The 17,815-nt window shown below is 47.7% G+C and carries 19 protein-coding genes; 16 read left to right on the top strand and 3 right to left on the bottom strand.

What is annotated here, in order from left to right; translation table 11 throughout:
- The first annotated feature begins 129 nt into the window (after positions 1–129).
- The 9 genes from RIG68_RS25145 to RIG68_RS25105 all read left to right on the top strand — a co-directional run bounded on the left by RIG68_RS25145 (position 130) and on the right by RIG68_RS25105 (position 7,961).
- Positions 130–891 carry a creatininase family protein gene (locus tag RIG68_RS25145; protein ID WP_350128947.1) on the top strand — a complete coding sequence of 254 codons (762 nt, stop codon included), beginning with the start codon at positions 130–132 and terminating at the stop codon, positions 889–891.
- 56 nt (positions 892–947) lie between these two features.
- A complete protein-coding gene (locus tag RIG68_RS25140; protein WP_350128944.1) occupies positions 948–1,892 on the top strand; it encodes a helix-turn-helix domain-containing protein in 945 nt (314 codons plus the stop codon).
- A gap of 87 nt (positions 1,893–1,979) precedes the next feature.
- Positions 1,980–2,738 carry a DUF8737 domain-containing protein gene (locus RIG68_RS25135; protein ID WP_350128941.1) on the top strand — a complete coding sequence of 253 codons (759 nt, stop codon included), beginning with the start codon at positions 1,980–1,982 and terminating at the stop codon, positions 2,736–2,738.
- A 74-nt stretch (positions 2,739–2,812) separates the two neighbouring features.
- Positions 2,813–3,901 carry a bile acid:sodium symporter family protein gene (locus tag RIG68_RS25130; RefSeq protein ID WP_350128938.1) on the top strand — a complete coding sequence of 363 codons (1,089 nt, stop codon included), beginning with the start codon at positions 2,813–2,815 and terminating at the stop codon, positions 3,899–3,901.
- A complete protein-coding gene (locus RIG68_RS25125) occupies positions 3,898–5,628 on the top strand; it encodes a cellulase family glycosylhydrolase (RefSeq protein WP_350128935.1) in 1,731 nt (576 codons plus the stop codon). The genes RIG68_RS25130 and RIG68_RS25125 overlap by 4 nt, the downstream gene beginning before the upstream one ends.
- A gap of 70 nt (positions 5,629–5,698) precedes the next feature.
- Complete coding sequence (locus RIG68_RS25120; protein WP_350128932.1) at positions 5,699–6,268, top strand: RNA polymerase sigma factor; 570 nt, start codon at positions 5,699–5,701, stop codon at positions 6,266–6,268.
- Positions 6,249–6,524 (top strand): hypothetical protein, encoded by a 276-nt coding sequence (locus RIG68_RS25115; protein WP_350069410.1) that lies wholly within the window; start codon positions 6,249–6,251, stop codon positions 6,522–6,524. The genes RIG68_RS25120 and RIG68_RS25115 overlap by 20 nt, the downstream gene beginning before the upstream one ends.
- A 1-nt stretch (position 6,525) precedes the next feature.
- Positions 6,526–7,176 carry a ClpP family protease gene (locus RIG68_RS25110; RefSeq protein ID WP_350128929.1) on the top strand — a complete coding sequence of 217 codons (651 nt, stop codon included), beginning with the start codon at positions 6,526–6,528 and terminating at the stop codon, positions 7,174–7,176.
- Between the two features lie 83 nt (positions 7,177–7,259).
- On the top strand, positions 7,260–7,961 hold the full coding sequence (locus tag RIG68_RS25105; protein ID WP_350128926.1) for a carbohydrate-binding family 9-like protein: 702 nt from the start codon (positions 7,260–7,262) through the stop codon (positions 7,959–7,961).
- A 7-nt stretch (positions 7,962–7,968) separates the two neighbouring features.
- On the opposite strand, the gene RIG68_RS25100 is transcribed toward RIG68_RS25105, so the two are convergent.
- On the bottom strand, positions 7,969–8,709 hold the full coding sequence (locus tag RIG68_RS25100) for a hypothetical protein (protein ID WP_350128923.1): 741 nt from the start codon (positions 8,707–8,709) through the stop codon (positions 7,969–7,971).
- 82 nt (positions 8,710–8,791) lie between these two features.
- Complete coding sequence (locus tag RIG68_RS25095; RefSeq protein ID WP_350128920.1) at positions 8,792–9,862, bottom strand: Gfo/Idh/MocA family protein; 1,071 nt, start codon at positions 9,860–9,862, stop codon at positions 8,792–8,794.
- A 204-nt stretch (positions 9,863–10,066) separates the two neighbouring features.
- On the opposite strand from RIG68_RS25095, the gene RIG68_RS25090 reads away from it, so the two are divergent.
- The 7 genes from RIG68_RS25090 (at position 10,067) to RIG68_RS25060 (ending at position 17,524) form a co-directional block, all read left to right on the top strand.
- Positions 10,067–10,546: a hypothetical protein gene (locus RIG68_RS25090; protein ID WP_350128917.1), complete on the top strand. Its 480-nt coding sequence runs from the start codon at positions 10,067–10,069 to the stop codon at positions 10,544–10,546.
- 238 nt (positions 10,547–10,784) lie between these two features.
- Entirely contained in the window at positions 10,785–11,720 is a 936-nt protein-coding gene (locus tag RIG68_RS25085; RefSeq protein WP_350128914.1) for a DUF6807 family protein, read from the top strand.
- Entirely contained in the window at positions 11,717–12,670 is a 954-nt protein-coding gene (locus RIG68_RS25080) for an aldo/keto reductase (protein WP_350128912.1), read from the top strand. Before RIG68_RS25085 ends, RIG68_RS25080 begins: the two co-directional genes overlap by 4 nt.
- Positions 12,671–12,731: 61 nt before the next feature.
- A complete protein-coding gene (locus tag RIG68_RS25075; RefSeq protein ID WP_350128909.1) occupies positions 12,732–13,178 on the top strand; it encodes a hypothetical protein in 447 nt (148 codons plus the stop codon).
- A 91-nt stretch (positions 13,179–13,269) separates the two neighbouring features.
- A complete protein-coding gene (locus RIG68_RS25070; protein ID WP_350128906.1) occupies positions 13,270–15,120 on the top strand; it encodes a gamma-glutamyltransferase family protein in 1,851 nt (616 codons plus the stop codon).
- Between the two features lie 92 nt (positions 15,121–15,212).
- Positions 15,213–16,505: a Gfo/Idh/MocA family protein gene (locus tag RIG68_RS25065; protein WP_152000158.1), complete on the top strand. Its 1,293-nt coding sequence runs from the start codon at positions 15,213–15,215 to the stop codon at positions 16,503–16,505.
- A gap of 98 nt (positions 16,506–16,603) precedes the next feature.
- Complete coding sequence (locus tag RIG68_RS25060) at positions 16,604–17,524, top strand: sugar phosphate isomerase/epimerase family protein (RefSeq protein ID WP_350128903.1); 921 nt, start codon at positions 16,604–16,606, stop codon at positions 17,522–17,524.
- A 34-nt stretch (positions 17,525–17,558) separates the two neighbouring features.
- Here the strand turns inward: RIG68_RS25060 and RIG68_RS25055 are convergent, their stop codons facing one another.
- Positions 17,559–17,759 carry a hypothetical protein gene (locus RIG68_RS25055; protein ID WP_152000156.1) on the bottom strand — a complete coding sequence of 67 codons (201 nt, stop codon included), beginning with the start codon at positions 17,757–17,759 and terminating at the stop codon, positions 17,559–17,561.
- Positions 17,760–17,815 lie beyond the last annotated feature (56 nt).

The raw sequence follows: 17,815 nt of genomic DNA, 5'->3' as shown, positions 1-17,815 counted from the left end.
AAGCCAGCCACTGACAACTGTCTGTCAGTGCACTTCAGAGAAACAAAAAAGTTTGAAAATAGCACCTCTTCCCTGCCCCTGGCAACAATCAACTTTGATAATCAAACCGGAAATCTTAGCTTCAACCCTATGAAACAATACCTACTAGCCGAGTGCAATTGGAAAGACATAAAGGATCGCCAAATCGATTTGGCCATTTTACCATGGGGCGCCACCGAGGCCCACAACTACCACATGCCCTACGGCACCGACGTGTACGAGGCCGACAGTATAGCCGCTGAGGCAGGTCGCATCGCCTGGGAGGCTGGCGCAAAACTGACCGTGATGCCCACCATCCCCTTTGGAGTAAACACCGGCCAAACAGACATCAAGCTTGACATCAACCTCTACCCCAGCACGCAGTTGGCTATTCTCAACGATATCATTGAGGTACTCAACCGCCAGGGAATCTACAAGTTGCTGATCGTCAACAGCCACGGCGGCAACGACTTCAAAACTATGTTACGAGAGCTCGGTGTAAGATATCCTAAAATGCTGCTGAGCACCTGCAATTGGTTTCAGTCAATGGACAAAAAACAATACTTTGAAGAGGCTGGTGACCATGCCGACGAGATGGAAACCTGCCTCATTATGCACTTGAGGCCAGAGTTGGTGCTACCACTCGACCAGGCAGGCGACGGAAAAGACAAGAAACCACGCATTCAGGGATTCAAAGAAGGTTGGGCCTGGAAAGAAAGGGAATGGTCGAAAGTAACTGTGGATACAGGTATTGGCAATCCAAAAAAATCAACAGCGGAAAAGGGAGCTCGCTTTTTCAAAGATGTCACCGAGAAGCTGGGCAAATTAATGTTAGACCTCTCTCAAATCGATAGGGAGAATTTTTATGAATGACACTCAAAACTATTATTTCGCAAAATTCGTATTTTGTTGAATCACTGTGAATAAAGATGATTCGATCAGATTTCCCTGATATTAAATGGCTAAAATCGATGGTGTCGGGGCAGATCAAATTGACCGATGCGTCAGGAAAGCTAATCAAACCCAAGTGGCCCAATTGCATCATTAACGCCACTGCTTCGTCTGTCTATCGGCCGGACGTGCAGGGGCCTATCTCTATTTTCATGAATATAAGTGGCACCAGCTATTGCTCGACAGGCGGGCCTACCGCCACAATTAGTGACGACTTTTTCTACGTTACCAACAAGAATCAGGAATATACGCTGACTGTGGAGCCAAACCAGCCCGCCGAAACCCTCAATATCCATCTGGGTGAAGATCTTTCACACCAAGTTTTATCAGGGCTGATTTCACCAGCAGATCAAATCCTCAATGACTCATACGGGCTGACGGCAGAAAGCATTGGGTTTGCCAACCGACTTTACAAAAAAGATGCTGCTCTTGCGAGCATTACAAAACAGCTTTACACAGACTTTAAAAATGGCTGTTTGAGCAACCTGAAGCTAGACGAGTACAACTACCAGTTGATGGTGTACCTGCTTTGTCAGCACCGGCAAATACTCCGGGAAGTTCAGAAACTACCGGCCGCCAAAGCTTCTACCCGGATTGAGCTTCATCGCCGACTCTCCTATTCGCTTGATTACCTTCACAGCCATCAGGGAGAGACGATTGACCTCCAAAAGCTGGCTGATGAAGCTTTTCTTTCAAAATACCACTTTTTGCGGCTATTTAAGGTGAGCTTCGGTTGTTCCCCTTATCAATACCTTCAGCAACTGAGGTTGCAAAAAGCATCGTCTCTGCTCAAATCGAAAAGCATACCTATCAACCAAATCGCTATTGAACTGGGGTTTGAGAACGCCACCAGCTTCAGTCGCTTGTTTTTCCAGCGTTTTGGGGCCTACCCAAGCCAATATCGCAAGGGCTTTCTCACTTAGTTTTCTTTCCAGAAACTTAGCAATAATGGTCATCTCTCATGGCCATCACACACTCTATTTTTGCCGTATAATCAAATTAATTAACTAATGAAAACATCATTTTTTGTCTTCACTGCTGTCGATTTTGTGGTATTGTCAGCTGTTTGTATCGGACTGGTTACCTGGGGCATTGCGAAAACCGTTAAGTCTCACATGCACCTTGATTACCGGGGACATTGGAAATTTCTCCTAATTGTTTCCATTTGGCTCGTCACTGTCAGCAACCTCGCACTTTCAGGGTTCTTTTCGAATTTCGCAACCCTTCCTCCAAGGCTTTTGATAGGGCCACTGGTGCCAATGCTGTCAATCATCATTATCACACTTTTCGGGAGGTTCGACAAGGTACTGAAAGCAGTACCTCCCACCTGGCTTTTCTATTTGCAAGCTTTCCGCTTACCTGTCGAAATACTGCTTTGGATGCTCTTTATCCAAAATCTGCTGCCAGTTCAAATGACTTTTGAAGGGCGCAACTGGGACATCATGGTCGGGCTTACAGCTATCCCAGCGGGTTTTTTCTGCTTTGGAGGAAACAGATTCAAAACAACTGCCGCCATTTTTTGGAACATCGCCGGATTGATTCTGCTCTTCAATATTGTTATTATTGCTGTGCTCTCTATGCCAACCCCTTTTCGGGTTTTTATGAACGATCCGGCAAATGAAATTGTGGCAAATTTCCCTTTCGTTTTGCTGCCTGGTATACTTGTGCCCCTTGCCTTTTCTCTTCATGTTTTGTCACTGCGTCAAGTCTTTCTTTTCAGGAAAGAAGGAATTCAATCCCGTTTACAAAATGATTTAACCATGCTGTAAGCAATTCTTTGGCTTTTTGATAAATACGCAGCATCTTAGAAATGGAATGAATTGACTCATTCCATTTCTGCATTATGAAAAAGACATATACCTACACCCTATTTATTGCTTTAGCATTATTAATCGCCGCTGCCATTACCGGTATTGGGCTTGACTCCCCGATCAGCGGGCCGTTGTTGATCATAGGCCTCCTGTTGTTGGCATTTGCATTCAGAGGAAGTGAAAAAGCAAAAGGCTATAGTTACTCAGTAGTTATTTTTTCATCGGTTGCTGCCGCCATGTACTACCCTGCTCCGTTTCAGCAAATCGGGGACTTCAAGCTCGGCACGTTGATAGTTCCTCTACTACAAATCATCATGTTCGGCATGGGCACTTCCATGAGTATCAAAGATTTTGAAGGAGTCGTCAAAATGCCGAAGGGAGTTGGCGTTGGTTTGCTGTGCCAGTTTACCATTATGCCCCTCCTGGGGTTTGGGATCGCCAAGCTTTTTAATTTTCCCTCAGAAATAGCCGCTGGCATTATACTGATCGGCTCAGCTCCAAGCGGATTGGCCAGCAACGTAATGGCCTACCTGGCCAAGGCCAATGTGGCCCTTTCTGTAACAATGACAGCCGTAGCCACCATGCTGGCGCCGTTAATGACCCCTTTGTGGATGAAATTACTTGCCGGGCAGTATGTTCCCATCGAATTCTGGGGAATGATGTGGAGCATTGTCAAAATTGTGATCATCCCGATTATTGGCGGCCTGGTCTTTAACAAGCTTTTTCATGGAAAAGCACCCTGGGTAGACAGAGCGATGCCACTTTTGTCAATGGCGGGCATAGCCATCATCATCAGTATCATTACTGCCTCAGGTAGAGATGCTCTCCTCACCTTTGGCGTCACACTTGTTTTTGCAGCTTTACTACACAATACAGCTGGTTACTTTCTTGGCTACAAGCTTTGCAAAGCCATCAAATTACCAGAAAGAGACTGTAGAACCATCGCCTTTGAGGTAGGCATGCAAAATGGGGGGCTTGCTTCAGGAATTGCCCAGGGAATGGGAAAAGTAGCGACCATGGGCCTCGGCCCTTCTGTGTTCGGTTCACTGATGAATATTACGGGGTCTATCCTGGCAAATTGGTGGAGAGACAAACCAACAGGCGAAGAAGATCCAAGATGAAAAGGCTTCTGCTTCCGGCAGCCGTTTGGCTACTTTTCACACAAGGTGTTTTCGCCCAAACAGCTTCTTCCTTTGATGTCAACGACAGACTCGGTCGAGGCATCAACATGGGCAACTCCTTTGAGGCGCCTACCGAAGATGCCTGGAGCAACCCATGGCAGCCGGAGTACTTCAAAATAATAGCAGACCTTGGTTTTCAGCATGTGAGGCTGCCCGTCCGCTGGGAAACGCCAGAACGAAGCATGGTGGACGCACCATACACAGTCAACGTCGACTTTCTGCAAAGGATACAGGCGGTGGTCGATACTGCGCTCAAATACAAGCTGCACATCATCGTGAATATGCACCACCACGATTCGCTTTTTGAGAACGTGACACGGGAAGAGCCCAGATTTCTTTCACAATGGAATCAAATAGCGGACTACTTCAAGGACTACCCGGACAGTGTGCTCTTTGAAGTACTGAACGAGCCACATGGAGAGATAACACCAGCATTGTGGAACGATCTTTTTGCAAAAGCGCTGGCCGAAATCCGAAAAAGTAATCCCACAAGAAGCGTGATATTGGGTGTGGCAGAGTACGGTGGCCTTACTGCCGTTCCTCAATTGGAAGTACCAGACGACGATCACCTCATTCTCAGCATCCACTATTATAACCCTTTCCATTTTACCCATCAGGGCGCTGATTGGGTAGGGCCCGAAACCCAGGCATGGCTTGGTACTGAGTGGAATGATACAGAAGCCGAGCGGTTGACAATAGTAAATGAATTCAAAGTAGCCCAGGCTTTCGCTGAGGAACGCAACCTGCCATTCAATGTTGGTGAGTTTGGTGCCTTTAGCACGGCCGATATCGACTCACGGGTTCGGTGGACGACCTACCTGGCCCGCTGGTTTGAGTCGCAGGGCATGAGCTGGGCCTATTGGGAATTCAGCGCAGGGTTCGGGGTTTACGATCCTGCCAACAAATCGTTTCTAGAACCTCTGGTAGATGCTCTGCTGCACAACCCTTTGCCGGAGCCTACCCAAGTCAACACCAAAGTTGTGTACCAAAGTGATTTTAGTTCCAGCCGGGACGGCTGGGTTGTCGTGAATCAGGGTGGTGCTTCCTCACTATTGGACAACGCAGGTGATAAGCTTACGGTGGCAATATCTGGTGGTGGCAACGAAAGCTGGCATATTCAGCTAACAAAAAATGACATTGCCTTGACTAAAGGAAAAACCTACCAGATAGGCTTTAGCGCCAAAGCAGACGAAGCCCGGGCTGCTACCTTCTACGCTGGCAAAAACGGCGATCCGTGGACGGCATACAGTGGATACAATGGCGTGAGCATATCGGCTACAGAAACGAGATTCATTTTTACCTTCACAATGAGCGAACTCACCGACGACCAGGCGAGATTGGTATTTGACCTGGGTAAATCGGTAGTAGATGTAAGCATCTCTGATATTTTGGTAGAAGAGGTTCTCAATTCGGTCACTTCAGCCGAGAACGAGTTGAGCGAACGTATCACAGTTTTCCCCAACCCAAGCTCCGCTAATCTGTTTATCAGCGGCACTGGAAATTACGACGAGGTGCTGGCGTTCGACATGCAGGGGCGCTTCATCAGCAACCTGTTGTTTCAGCCGGTCAGCAGATCAATTGACGTGAGCCAACTTACGGCGGGGCTTTACTTACTAAAGCTTAGGGAAAATGGAATCAGCTACACTTTTCGGGTAGTGAAAGAGTAACCTGGGACTTTTTTTCTATCTATGAGGTGATATTCTCCCTCATTTCTGCACTTATAGTAAAAACCAACACATGGAAGCAACTGCAACTCTTCAAAGAAAGCGTCCGGCGGAAACTTTGTTTGACGACAGGGCTGCCTTTTTTGAGGCACTTTACGAAGATGCTTTTCCAGCGGCAGCAAGGTTTGTGCATCGCATGGGCGGCGACGTGGACGACGCCCGTGACGTTTTTCAGGATGCCCTGATCCTTTTTTATGAAAAACTCGCTGGCGGCAATTTACACGTTGAAATTTCCCGCAAAGCCTACCTGCTCGGAATATGCAAACATTTGTGGATCAGGAAAGCAAAAGCAAAGAGTGGAGAGGTCAGCTTCGAAGACTGGGAGCAATCCATGGACGTGCCTGACATGAACAATGAGCACCTTTCGGCCAGGAAGCTGCTCACCTTGCTGGAGAATGCTGGGCAAAAATGCCTGGATCTGCTCAAAAGCTTCTACTACGACCGCCTTTCCATACAGCAGGTTGCCACTAGGTTCGGGTTCGGCAGCGAGCGCTCAGCTACGGTGCAGAAGTACAAATGCATGGAAAGGGTAAGAAACGAAGTAAAATCGAAAGGATGGCTATATGAGGACTTCACTGACTGAAATAGCACAAATAGAAAGCTACCTGCAAGGGAAGCTGGGCATTGCCGCCACTCTTCTTTTTGAAGCAAGGATGCTTTTGGAGCCATCGCTCAGTGCCAGCGTAAAGCTGCAAAAGATCATTTCGGAAGTCGTAACGCTATATGGCAGAAAGCAGCTCAGAAAAGAGATACAAATGATAGACAGCAAGCTTTTCCAGGCTGCCGACAAAACAGATTTCCGAAGAGAGATCGATCAAATTTTCAATAAAGATCAATAACATGAACATTCAAGCCAATCTGGTTCCCATGGTGATTGACAACAATAGCCGTGGGGAACGGGCCTACGACATATTCAGCCTTTTGCTCAAAGAGCGCATCGTTTTTTTGGGCACCAAAGTGGACGACGTATCGGCCAACCTGGTCGTAGCCCAGCTGCTCTACCTCAACAGCATTGACCAGAAATCACCGATCAATTTGTATATCAACAGTCCCGGCGGTGTGGTATACGCAGGTCTGGCCATTTACGACACCATGCAGATGATACAGGCACCGGTGTCAACAGTCGCCGTGGGCGTAACGGCCAGCATGGGAACAGCTCTATTGTGCGCCGGAGCCAAAGGCAAGCGCTATGCCCTGCCCCACTCCACCATTCACATGCACCCCACAGGCGGCGGTGCTCAGGGCTACACCGAAGACGTGCGCATAGCTACCCGGGAGCAAGAAAGACTGCAAACGCAGCTTTTTCACCTGATGGGCAAACATACAGGTCATAGCTGGGAGGAAATTGAGGCCTTTTTCCACCGTGACAAATACCTCAATGTACTGGAAGCCAAGTCCTACGGCATCATCGACGAGGTACTCGGCAGCACAGACGATATCGTCGTACTGGAAAAAGAGGGTCTTAAAGTAAGCCTGGCATCCGCCAAATAGTTTCCAATAACCCTCCAAGGGTTTCAAACCCCTTGGAGGGTTCCGCATCTCTCCCTATATTACTTTCCCAACCCGCTTACCTTATGAAACTACTCTACACCCTACTTATACTTATGCCCCTCGCTGCCATCGCCCAAACTCCCGGAAGCCTGACCATCAAAAAGGTGGCCGACTTCGATGTAAAAGAAACACCCGACAAAACCTGGGACGCTGCCAGCTGGGTAGAAATACCTCAGAGAAGCGATAACGGAGTGACCTATAACACCAAAGCCAAGGTCTTGTACTCTGAAACTGGCATCTACTTCCTGTTTCACTGCGAAGACAATAGGCTCACCGCCACCATGACCCAGGATTTCGATGATTTGTTCAAGGAAGATGTGGTAGAAGTGTTTCTCTGGACTGATGAAAAAAGCCCTATTTACTTCGAATATGAGCTTTCTCCTCTCAATTACGAGCTACCTATTCTTGTGCCCAACTACGGTGGTAAATTCCTCGGCTGGAGGCCCTGGCACTATTTCAACGAACGAAGAACCAAGCACGTAACAACCGTGGAAGGTGGCCCAAAACGAAGCGGAGCTGACGTAAAAGCCTGGACAGCCCAGTTTTTTATTCCCTATGTGCTATTGAACCCGCTACAGAATGTGCCTCCAACAAGTGGCACGAAATGGAGAGCCAACATGTACCGCCTCGACTACGACAGCGGCAAGGCAACCCGCTGGGAATGGCAGCCTATCCGCACCAATTTCCATGATTATGAGATGTACGGGACTTTTGAGTTTGAGTGACTAAGAATTAATTGTCGAGGCCTTTTTTCTTCTTGATTTCAAACCTGCGTGGGACAGTAGCCTCATCAAGTGAAGATTTCCAAATAGAATTAATTATATTTTCCTCAATCAATCCAGACGTTCTCAATCCGTTCGCTAACTTTTTTAGGTAGTGTGCCACCAAGGTGTAATACATCGCTATTGTTTTCGGATGAACAAGTATCCCACTTTCATATTTACTATCATGCACCAACATTTTCTTTCCTCTCAGTATGTAACTGTACAATAATACCTTGTAGGTGCCGTGAGCATGTTTAGACATCATGGAATAGAGTTCGCTTAGGACCTTTGACAGGTCGTCATCGATTTCACTTTTAATAAACTTACGATATTCACGATGGGGGATAATTTCATCATTATACCACTTAGTTAGTAATTTATCCCCAGCGCTTGAATTTGTATTGAATAGAAAGGCTAGGTCAATTGATTCGTCCAAATCTCTTAAAAGCTTACCTACTAGTCGATGTCGTTTGACTCTAAGACATTCAACAATATCAATGCATGTAACAAGCGCATCAATAAATAGCATCCATACCGCTTTTCGGGAGGTCGTTTCTTCAAGGCTAAATTCACCATTCCTTTCTCCGAGCACCACCAAAAGCTCTTTGGTTAGCCTTTCCGCCTCTTTTTGAAACTGCTCTTGAGCTCCGTACTCATAAGGATTATCCATTGCCTCTTGGGGCTCTCTGTTCCAAACGATACTTGGCATGTTGCTATAACAATTAATTTATTCACCTCTTCGATATGTTCGGAAGGGTATGTAGAAATACTGACAATTCGATACCTGTCCCCTACAACTCCACCGTCTTCCCTGTCCTAAAACTCTCATCGGCCGCCAACACAATGCGCAAACTATTAACAGCATCGTCCAAATGGTCGCTGAGGTCAAGGTCTTCTTTGATGGCTTTGAGCAGATACAGCTGCTCCAGTTCACAAAGTCCGTCGTGGTCGGGTTCGCTGGAAGTGTCTACAATCTGGTCGGGATTCACATACTCACCTTTGTCGTTGGTAGCAGAATAATGCACTTTCAGACTGCCCGTTTTGCTGTGCCCGTCAATGTCCTGCGAGCCATCACCCTTAGGAGCGTCCACTATGTTCACGCAGCCTTTCGGCCCTATCACGTCTTTTACAAAGTAGGCCACCTCACTCATCATCGGTCCCCAGCCGGCTTCGTACCAGCCTACTGAACCGTCGTCAAAAGTCACCTGAAGCTGGCCATAGTTGTACATCGTTGGTTTGATCTCATCCGTCAGCCTGGCACCAATAGCACTCACCCTGACCGGCTTGGCCCTTGTCATCATGCACATTACGTCCACATAATGCACACCGCAGTCTACTATCGGCGACATGGTATTCATCAGGTTTTTGTGGGTTTGCCAGTGCTTGCCATTGCTTTGCTGGTTCAGGTTCATGCGCATCACGAGCGGCTTACCCAGCCCTTGTGCTATTTCCACAAACTTGGCCCACGCCGGGTGCACTCTTAAGATATAGCCTACCACCACTTTCTTATTCACTGACTTCGCCATGTCTACCACGCTTTGCGCTTCCTCCACCGTAATAGCCAGGGGCTTTTCCACAAATACATGAGCGCCAGCTTTCAGGCTCTTCAGCGTATAGTCCACGTGGGTTTCAGCGTAGGTATTGACCGAAACAACGTCTGGCTTAGCAAGCGCCAAGGCCTCGTCAAAATCAGCATAACAGGGGTAGCCCCCGCCAAGTTCTGCATTCAACTTTTCCCGGCTTTCTGCCGTACGGCTTACCAGGCCAACAATTTCAAAATCGCCCAGCTTGTGATAGGCCCTTGCATGTGATGCCCCCATATTGCCGCACCCGGCTACTAATACTCTCAACTTATCGCTCATGTCTTTGGTGTTGTAATTTTGCTATTTCAATTAACCCTCCAAGGGTTCAAAACCCCTTGGAGGGTTCAAAACCTGCTTTAAATAGAAACTTTTTTGTCCTCTTTTCAAAGTAAGAGATGATTTGGCTAAAGAAGCAAAGGATAACTGGTCAATCTGGTTTGTTAGCAATAAATTGGCGTCAAATAGTCCATTACTGCGTTTCTAATGTCTGCCTATTCCATATCTCACATCAAAAAAGAACTTCAGGCTCTAGACCCCGAACAGCTACAGCAGGTGATCCTTCGGCTGGGTAAATACAAAGTAGAAAACAAAGAGCTGCTCTCCTACCTCCTTTTCAAAGCACACGATGAGGCTATCTTCATTGATGAAGTAAAAGAGGGAATCGATGAAAGCCTTTCAACTTTGAACGACACCAACCTCTACTGGGCCAAAAAAACCATTAGAAAAGCGCTGCGTTTCGCCAACAAAAACATACGGTACTCAGGGCTCAAAGAAACTGAAGTCGAGATCAGGATTTACTTCTGCCAGCAAATGAAAGCGACCGGTCTGCCCTTTCAGCGAAGCACTGCTCTTGACAACCTCTACAACAGCCAGCTCAAAAAGATAGAAAAGGTGCTCAGCACCCTACACGAAGACCTACAGTTCGACTACCAGCAGCAGATAGAAGAATTAAAGAATGACTGACGTGCCTGGCGGCAGTCAGGTTTGATATTTGAAATTTTGATTGCAATTGTAGCAGGCTAGTCACTCAATACAGAACATTGAAAACAGAGTGTCGTAAAGGAGTGGCCATATACCTTAATTTTTCGAAGATTTTTGCTTACTTTTCATGGGGCCACCTAGGTCATTTAAAAAACGGCACGCCGATGCGGTCAGAGCCTGGCCGACTTAAGAGCGATAGTCGTCTAACCAATTTAGAATAGTGAAACAGCAACACTTTAAAACAATTTGCCCTGCCATTTTAATGGTTTTTTCTATCGCCAACAACTTAGTTGCCCAACCCTTTAAATTCACCAAAACCCCGGAAGGCATCAGCCTCACCGAAGGCACTCATCCCATCTACTTTTACCAACAGCAAACTAAATCGCTTGACGGAAAATACCCCCGAGCGAACTACTTGCACCCTCTTTATGGCTTAAACGAGGAAGTGCTAACGGAAGACTTCCCGGCTGACCACCTGCACCAAAGAGGCATCTTCTGGGCCTGGCACCAGCTAATCGTTGATGGCGAACGCATCGGCGACGGATGGGAATGCAAAGGCATTGAGTGGAAAGTGACCAGTGCCAATACCAACGCTGGAAAAAATGCAGCCAGATTGGAGGTGGCAGTTGACTGGAACACGATATGGAAAGGTGATAGTATTACGTTCGTTAAGGAAAACACTGTGATCACCGTTTGTAAGACAACATCAGACTATCGGGAAATGGACTTTGACATCAGCCTTACAGCCAATGGCCACGATGTGTGGATTGGTGGATCTGAAGACCACAAAGGCTATAGCGGCTTTTCTGCCAGAACGATCCTTCCCGATGATATTAAATTCCGTTCTGTAAAGGGAGATTTGACCCCCACAGATCCGGCTATGCAGGTGGGCGGTTGGGTCGATATGATTGCTACCTTTGGAGAAACAAAATCGGGATTCACCATGATGACTGATACGACGGAGATGACGTCGTGGCATGGCTGGATATTGAGAAATAAGAAAAGCATGCAGAACGCAGCCTTTCCGGGCCGTAAACTCTTTAAAATCGCTAATGGAGAAACTGTTACCATGCGATACAAGTTGATTATTCACAAGGCCGAATGGCCACAAAATGCTATTGAAGAAAAATTCAAAACCTTTATCGATAAGAAATGAAGTACTTAAATTTTAGGAATGGAGATCAAATGCCAGCCATTGGGCTGGGTACCTGGAAAGCTGCTCCCGGCGATGTTTATAAAGCTGTAATGGAGGCTATTAAGATAGGGTACAGGCATTTTGACTGCGCCCATATTTACGGCAATGAAGATGAAATTGGAACTGCCTTTGCCGATGCTTTCAAAAGTGGCGAAGTGAAGAGAGAAGACCTTTGGATCACCTCCAAGCTTTGGAACAACAGTCACCGGAAAGACCAGGTAGAGCCAGCACTGAAAGTAACCCTGAAAAATCTACAGCTCAACTATCTCGACTTGTATCTCATCCATTGGCCAGTGGCGCTGCAAGAGGGAATCGGTTTCCCCGCCTCACCAGCCGACTTTATTCCTATCGATCAACTTCCCCTGACCGTTACCTGGTCGGGCATGGAGGAAGTGGTAAAAAAAGGGCTTACCAGGCATATTGGGGTCTCCAATTTCAATGTCAAAAACCTGAAATTAATAAGCGAGGGCGCTACCATCATACCAGAAGCCAATCAGTTGGAATTGCACCCCTACCTGCAACAAAATGAGTTGTTGGACTACTGCAAAAAGAATGAGATTGTTGTCACAGGCTATTCTCCTCTTGGCTCTTCCGACAGACCGGCCAGGTTGATCAAGGAAAGCGACCCGGCGATTTTGGAGAGTGAAGCGATCAAGAAAATAGCGGTCGCAAAAAACTGCTCGCCAGCCCAAGTACTCCTTAGTTGGGCTGTGACAAGAGGAACTTCGGCCATTCCCAAATCTGTGAATCCAAAGCGCCTGAAAGACAACCTGGAGTCAACTTCTGTTGAGTTGTCTGCTGATGACCTAAAAACCATTGCCGGCCTGGACTTAAATTTCCGGTATATCAACGGAGAAACGTGGGCAAGCCCGGGGTCGCCGTATTCGCTGGAGTATTTATGGGGTAAGTGAGCAGCAAGTAGACGACTAGCAACACGGTGGAGAGAGATTACTTCGTATCAATGATGTAGCTATGAAAAAGACGATAATTGTCGCTGCTCTTCAGTTGTTGGTCGCAAATACCTTAATTGGTCAGGAAGCCAAAAAGCCACTTGTGAAAAAGAATGCAGTATATGTTCACGGCGGCATTTTCAATTACAATGGAGGCTACGAACGCAGTTTAATTACTTTGAAATCGGGTGTGATCAACGCCAAAGCTGCAGTTGGGAAAAGCAATGCACCCGACCACTATGGCAAAAACCTGATGCTTGCAGCTGGATATCTTCACGGTAAAAAATCGCACCACCTGGATGCGGACATGGGCATCGGCTATTTTTCTAACAATACGGGCGACTTTTCAGAATTCTTCCTGGTTGGGCACCTGGGTTACAGGTACCAGAAACCCGGAGGCCTGCTCGTCATCAAAGCAGGATCAGGAGCACCCGAAGGGCTGTACCTGGGGCTTGGGTTGGCATTCTAGTTTTCCAAACCCAAAGTCAATATCTCCACCCAAATAATTCCTTCTGCATTTAATCAGGAGAATAGCTACATTGAGTTAAATCTCGATAGCTATGAAAAGGATTCTATTTGCTTTGTTGGCGTGCACATTTACTTTCAGCGCTAGTGCGCAGGTATTTAATGCCTATACGCCGCCTACACAAAAACCTCCTCTCCACGGCAAGAATTGGATGGCCATTACCGGCAAGCCTTTGGCTGCTACCGCCGGTGCCATGACCTTTCAAAAAGGTGGTAATGCGGTGGATGCCGCCTGCGCCATGATCGCTGCCACCAGCACCATGTGGGACGTGCTTAGCTGGGGGGGCGAAACCCAGGCCATGATTTACAACCCTAACACCAAAAAAGTAATCGCCATCAATGCGCTTGGCGTTGCCCCCACGGGTGCCACTCCTGAGTTTTTCAAAAACAAAGATTTAGAGTTCATTCCTGAATATGGGCCTTTGGCGGCCGTTACTCCAGGAACTCCCGGCGGCATTATGGTGATGCTGGCGGAGTATGGCACCATGAGTCTGAAAGAGGTGTTGGCCCCCGCCATGGAACTGGCCGCTGGCTACCCTATTGAGGCTCAAACAGCCAATGCTATTGAACGGGGCAAAGGTGAAATCAAAAAATGGCCGTATTCCACCAAAGTGTTCCTCACCCACCCCGGCGAAGAAAGAGAAGCGCCTGAGGCAGGAGAAATCTTCGTGCAAAAAGACCTGTTGGCGATGCTTACCAAGCTGGTAGAAACTGAACAAGCAGCGCTAAAAAAGAAGAAAAGCAGAAAGGAAGCTATTTATGCTGCCTATGATCGTTTCTACAAAGGAGACATTGCCAAAGAAATTGCCAGGGGCACGCAGGAACAGGGCGGATTGATTACCGAGCAAGACCTGGCCAACTGGGAGGTGAAGATAGAAGAGCCCATGATGGTCAACTACAAGGGGATTGACGTGTACAAGCTTTCCCAGTGGACACAGGGACCTGCCCTGCTGCAGTCGCTCAACATGTTGGAAAACTTTGACCTGAAAGGCATGGGCTACAACTCAGCCAAATATATCCACACACTTTATCAGGTGATGAGCATGGCTTTCTCAGATCGTGATTTCTACTACGGCGATCCGTACTTCGGGCCGGAGGAGCCTATGAAAGGCATCTTGTCAAAAGAGTATGCCAAAGAGCGCATCAAACAGATCAACTGGGAAATGAACGACGCTAAGATTGGCCCTGGTGACCCTTACCCTTTTGAAGGCAAGGTGAACCCGTACAGCGAGCTGCTGAAACAAAAAAGTCAGGCCTCACTCTCTACACCTGATTCCTACGAGGACTTTATGAGAGGCTTCCTGGCTGGCACCACTTCAGTGCAAACTGCCGACAAAGACGGATGGGTGGTATCAGTAACTCCAAGCGGCGGCTGGATTCCCGCCTGCATTGCTGGGAATACCGGTATTGGTCTGAGCCAGCGCATGCAAAGCTTTGTGCTGAATGAAGAAGAAGGGCCTTTCAATGTGGTGGAGCCAGGGAAAAGGCCAAGGGTGACCCTCACTCCCTCTATGGCATTGAAAGACGGAAAACCATTTCTCTCTTTCGCAGTGCAGGGCGGCGACACGCAGGATCAGAACCTACTACAGATGTTCCTCAACGTGGTGGAGTTCGACATGACCATTCAGGAAGCAGTGGAAGCCGCCAATATCAACAGCTACCAGGTGAGCAGCTCTTTTGGCAACCATGAAAGTATTCCCGGCTCCCTTCTGCTGAGAAACGACACACCACCCTGGGTACAAAAAGAGCTGATCAGGATGAGCTACAAACTTCGCTTCGACGACCGCAGCTCAGGGCCTATTAACGCCATCTACTTCGACTGGAAGCATGGCAGCTTCTGGGGAGGATCGAGTAATTATGGAGAGGACTATGGTATTGGGTGGTAGGTTACACTTTCCAGCTTAATCATAACCACATCAGAAGAGTAATGACTATATTAGTAAAACGAATGTATAATCAATAAACACCCATTAAACAGATGGACAATAAAAGAACAAGAAGGGATTTCCTTAGGAATACCGGAACCCTGGCAGCCGCTTCTGCCCTGCCCTTTTTCAGTAGAGTGCCTGCCTTTGGCAACCCTCTGGACACAAAAACACTGAGAGTTGGCCTTATCGGCTGCGGTGGTCGTGGCACCGGTGCTGCTAACCAGGCTTTGGCAGCTGATGACAACGTGGTGCTGGTAGCTATGGCCGACCTGTTTGATGACCGGCTAACGGAATCGCATGCTAACCTGACCAAAATCCACCCGGATAAAATGAAGGTGGATAAATCAAGACAATACCTTGGTTTTGATGGCGCTGATAAAATAATCAATGCCACAGACATAGACGTAGTGATACTTACCACGCCTCCCTATTTCCGTCCAGAACATTTTGAAAAAGCTGTCAATGCAGGTAAGCATATTTTCTGCGAAAAGCCCATGGCGGTAGACGCTCCCGGCGCCAGAAGAGTAATGGAAGCAGTAAGGGTGGCGGAGCAGAAGAAACTCAACATCATGTCTGGCTTCTGCTGGAGGTACCACACGCCTAAGAGAGCCACTTTCCAGAAAATATTGGACGGAGCCATTGGTGAGGTAACTACTGTTTACAATACCTACAATACCGGTGCGCTTTGGCTGCGTGATACCCAACCCGGCTGGTCCAAGCTGCGCAAGGATATGAGAAACTGGTTGTATCACACCTGGATTTCAGGAGACCACCTCATCGAGCAGGCTATCCACAGTGTGGATATGCAGTCGTGGGCGCTGGGTGATGTGCTACCGGCCAGCGTAACTGGTACTGGCGGACGTCAAAGTCGTGTTGAACCCGAGTTTGGAAACGTTTATGACCACTTTGCACTTGTTTACGAATATGACAATGGAGCCAGAGGCTTCCACTTCAGCCGTCAGCAGAAGAACTGTAGCAATAGTTACGCCGTGGAATCAATCGGCACGGAAGGTACGGCCATGGTAAACTGTATCCGTAACCGCCATACCATCACCGGCAAAGAAAGCTGGAAGTATGACGGGGAGGACAACGATATGTATCAGCAGGAGCATGACGAGCTATTTGCTGCGATCAGAGCAGGTAAACCTGTGAACGATGGAAAGAGGATGGTGGAGAGTACTATGCTGGGCATAATGGGTAGAATGGCTGCCTATACAGGCCAAACCATCACCTATGAGCAGGCCTGGAACTCTCAGGAGAAGCTCGGTCCGGACACTGTGGACGAAGATACCAAATGGGAAGATGCGCCAGTGGCACAGCCCGGCATTACACAGTTTTCATAACTAATACCTAAAACCTCCGGAGTTAGTCTGTCGCTTGTTTCAGGCAAGGCAAACCTCGGAGGTTTCTCTTTTCCGCAACACCCACCGATCCAAAAAATATGAACAGAAAAGAATTTATCAAGAAATCTACCGGAGCGATTGCCTCTGCAGCCATTCTGGGATCAGGAGCAATCAATCCTTTGTCTGCATCAGCTAAAAAAGAAGCGCTGGCAAAAGTCAGTATCAAAAAAAGCCTTAAGTGGGGCATGGTAAAGGACGATCTGTCTATCATGGACAAGTTCAAAATGCTGAAAGACCTCGGCTATGATGGCGTGGAACTGGACAGTCCCAATGACCTTGACAAGAAACAAGTACTTGCTGCCAGGGACAAGACTGGCTTGGTAATTCCTGGCGTGGTCAACTCGGTGCACTGGAAGAGCCCCATCTCCCACGCCGACCCTAAAGTGAGACAAGCTTGTGCCGACTCGATGAAAACTGCCTTGCAGGACTGTAAGGACTACGGCGGCACCACAGTACTGCTGGTAGCAGGTGTTGTTAACGCAGAAACGAGCTACGACGATGCTTACCGCCGCTCTCAGGATGAGATCAGAAAGATGATTCCTTGGGCGCATGAAACCGGTGTGAAGATTGCCATCGAAAACGTGTGGAATAACTTCCTGCTAAGCCCAATGGAAGCCGCCCGCTTTATTGACGAGCTTAACGACCCAATGGTGGGCTGGTACTTCGACATCGGGAATGTGGTGCGTTATGGCTGGCCTGAGCAGTGGATCAAAGTATTGAACAGGCGAATCATGAAGCTGGACGTGAAAGAATACAGCCGCAAAAAGCAGAGCGATGAGGGCATCTGGAAGGGCTTCGACGTGGAGTTGCTTGAAGGGGACAACAACTGGCCAGCCGTCATGCGGGCATTGGAGGCTATTGACTACAAAGGCGGTTGGATGAGTGCCGAAGTGAATGGCGGCGACAGAAAACGGCTGCAACAGATAAGCGAATTGATGGATAAAATCATTGCTCTTTAGAAGTTGGAAGGAAAGTCCACGATAAAACGTGGACTCACTTAGGCCCTTGCCGGTTCATTCTATCTTCAATTTCCTTGATCTTGGCATACACAAGATCAAGTTCCTGGTCTTGTGTATCAGAGAGTTCTTTAAAGGCCTCATCGAGAAGGGTCATATGATCACGAAGAAACTTCAGTTTAGCGTCTGTTACAACTCGAAGTCGCTCCACTTTTTTATTTATCTCTTCTATTGTCATGTTGAAGGGCTTCCATTATTAACGATAATATACAAGTAAAAAGTTTGTTCCACAAC

The organism is Imperialibacter sp. (assembly GCF_040222385.1).
In the GTDB taxonomy this organism is placed as follows: Bacteria; Bacteroidota; Bacteroidia; order Cytophagales; family Cyclobacteriaceae; genus Imperialibacter.
This window is presented reverse-complemented; position numbering and strand designations above follow the sequence as displayed.

Bases quoted from the DNA above. Each gene is read 5' to 3' on its own strand.
- RIG68_RS25140 (WP_350128944.1), top strand. From the start codon at position 948: ATGATTCGATCAGATTTCCCTGATATTAAATGGCTAAAATCGATGGTG.
- RIG68_RS25145 (WP_350128947.1), top strand. From the start codon at position 130: ATGAAACAATACCTACTAGCCGAGTGCAATTGGAAAGACATAAAGGAT.
- RIG68_RS25110 (WP_350128929.1), top strand. From the start codon at position 6,526: ATGAACATTCAAGCCAATCTGGTTCCCATGGTGATTGACAACAATAGC.
- RIG68_RS25075 (WP_350128909.1), top strand. From the start codon at position 12,732: ATGAAAAAGACGATAATTGTCGCTGCTCTTCAGTTGTTGGTCGCAAAT.
- RIG68_RS25095 (WP_350128920.1), bottom strand. From the start codon at position 9,862: ATGAGCGATAAGTTGAGAGTATTAGTAGCCGGGTGCGGCAATATGGGG.
- RIG68_RS25060 (WP_350128903.1), top strand. From the start codon at position 16,604: ATGAACAGAAAAGAATTTATCAAGAAATCTACCGGAGCGATTGCCTCT.
- RIG68_RS25135 (WP_350128941.1), top strand. From the start codon at position 1,980: ATGAAAACATCATTTTTTGTCTTCACTGCTGTCGATTTTGTGGTATTG.
- RIG68_RS25080 (WP_350128912.1), top strand. From the start codon at position 11,717: ATGAAGTACTTAAATTTTAGGAATGGAGATCAAATGCCAGCCATTGGG.
- RIG68_RS25115 (WP_350069410.1), top strand. From the start codon at position 6,249: ATGAGGACTTCACTGACTGAAATAGCACAAATAGAAAGCTACCTGCAA.
- RIG68_RS25055 (WP_152000156.1), bottom strand. From the start codon at position 17,759: ATGACAATAGAAGAGATAAATAAAAAAGTGGAGCGACTTCGAGTTGTA.
- RIG68_RS25070 (WP_350128906.1), top strand. From the start codon at position 13,270: ATGAAAAGGATTCTATTTGCTTTGTTGGCGTGCACATTTACTTTCAGC.
- RIG68_RS25065 (WP_152000158.1), top strand. From the start codon at position 15,213: ATGGACAATAAAAGAACAAGAAGGGATTTCCTTAGGAATACCGGAACC.
- RIG68_RS25120 (WP_350128932.1), top strand. From the start codon at position 5,699: ATGGAAGCAACTGCAACTCTTCAAAGAAAGCGTCCGGCGGAAACTTTG.
- RIG68_RS25100 (WP_350128923.1), bottom strand. From the start codon at position 8,709: ATGCCAAGTATCGTTTGGAACAGAGAGCCCCAAGAGGCAATGGATAAT.
- RIG68_RS25090 (WP_350128917.1), top strand. From the start codon at position 10,067: ATGTCTGCCTATTCCATATCTCACATCAAAAAAGAACTTCAGGCTCTA.
- RIG68_RS25105 (WP_350128926.1), top strand. From the start codon at position 7,260: ATGAAACTACTCTACACCCTACTTATACTTATGCCCCTCGCTGCCATC.
- RIG68_RS25125 (WP_350128935.1), top strand. From the start codon at position 3,898: ATGAAAAGGCTTCTGCTTCCGGCAGCCGTTTGGCTACTTTTCACACAA.
- RIG68_RS25130 (WP_350128938.1), top strand. From the start codon at position 2,813: ATGAAAAAGACATATACCTACACCCTATTTATTGCTTTAGCATTATTA.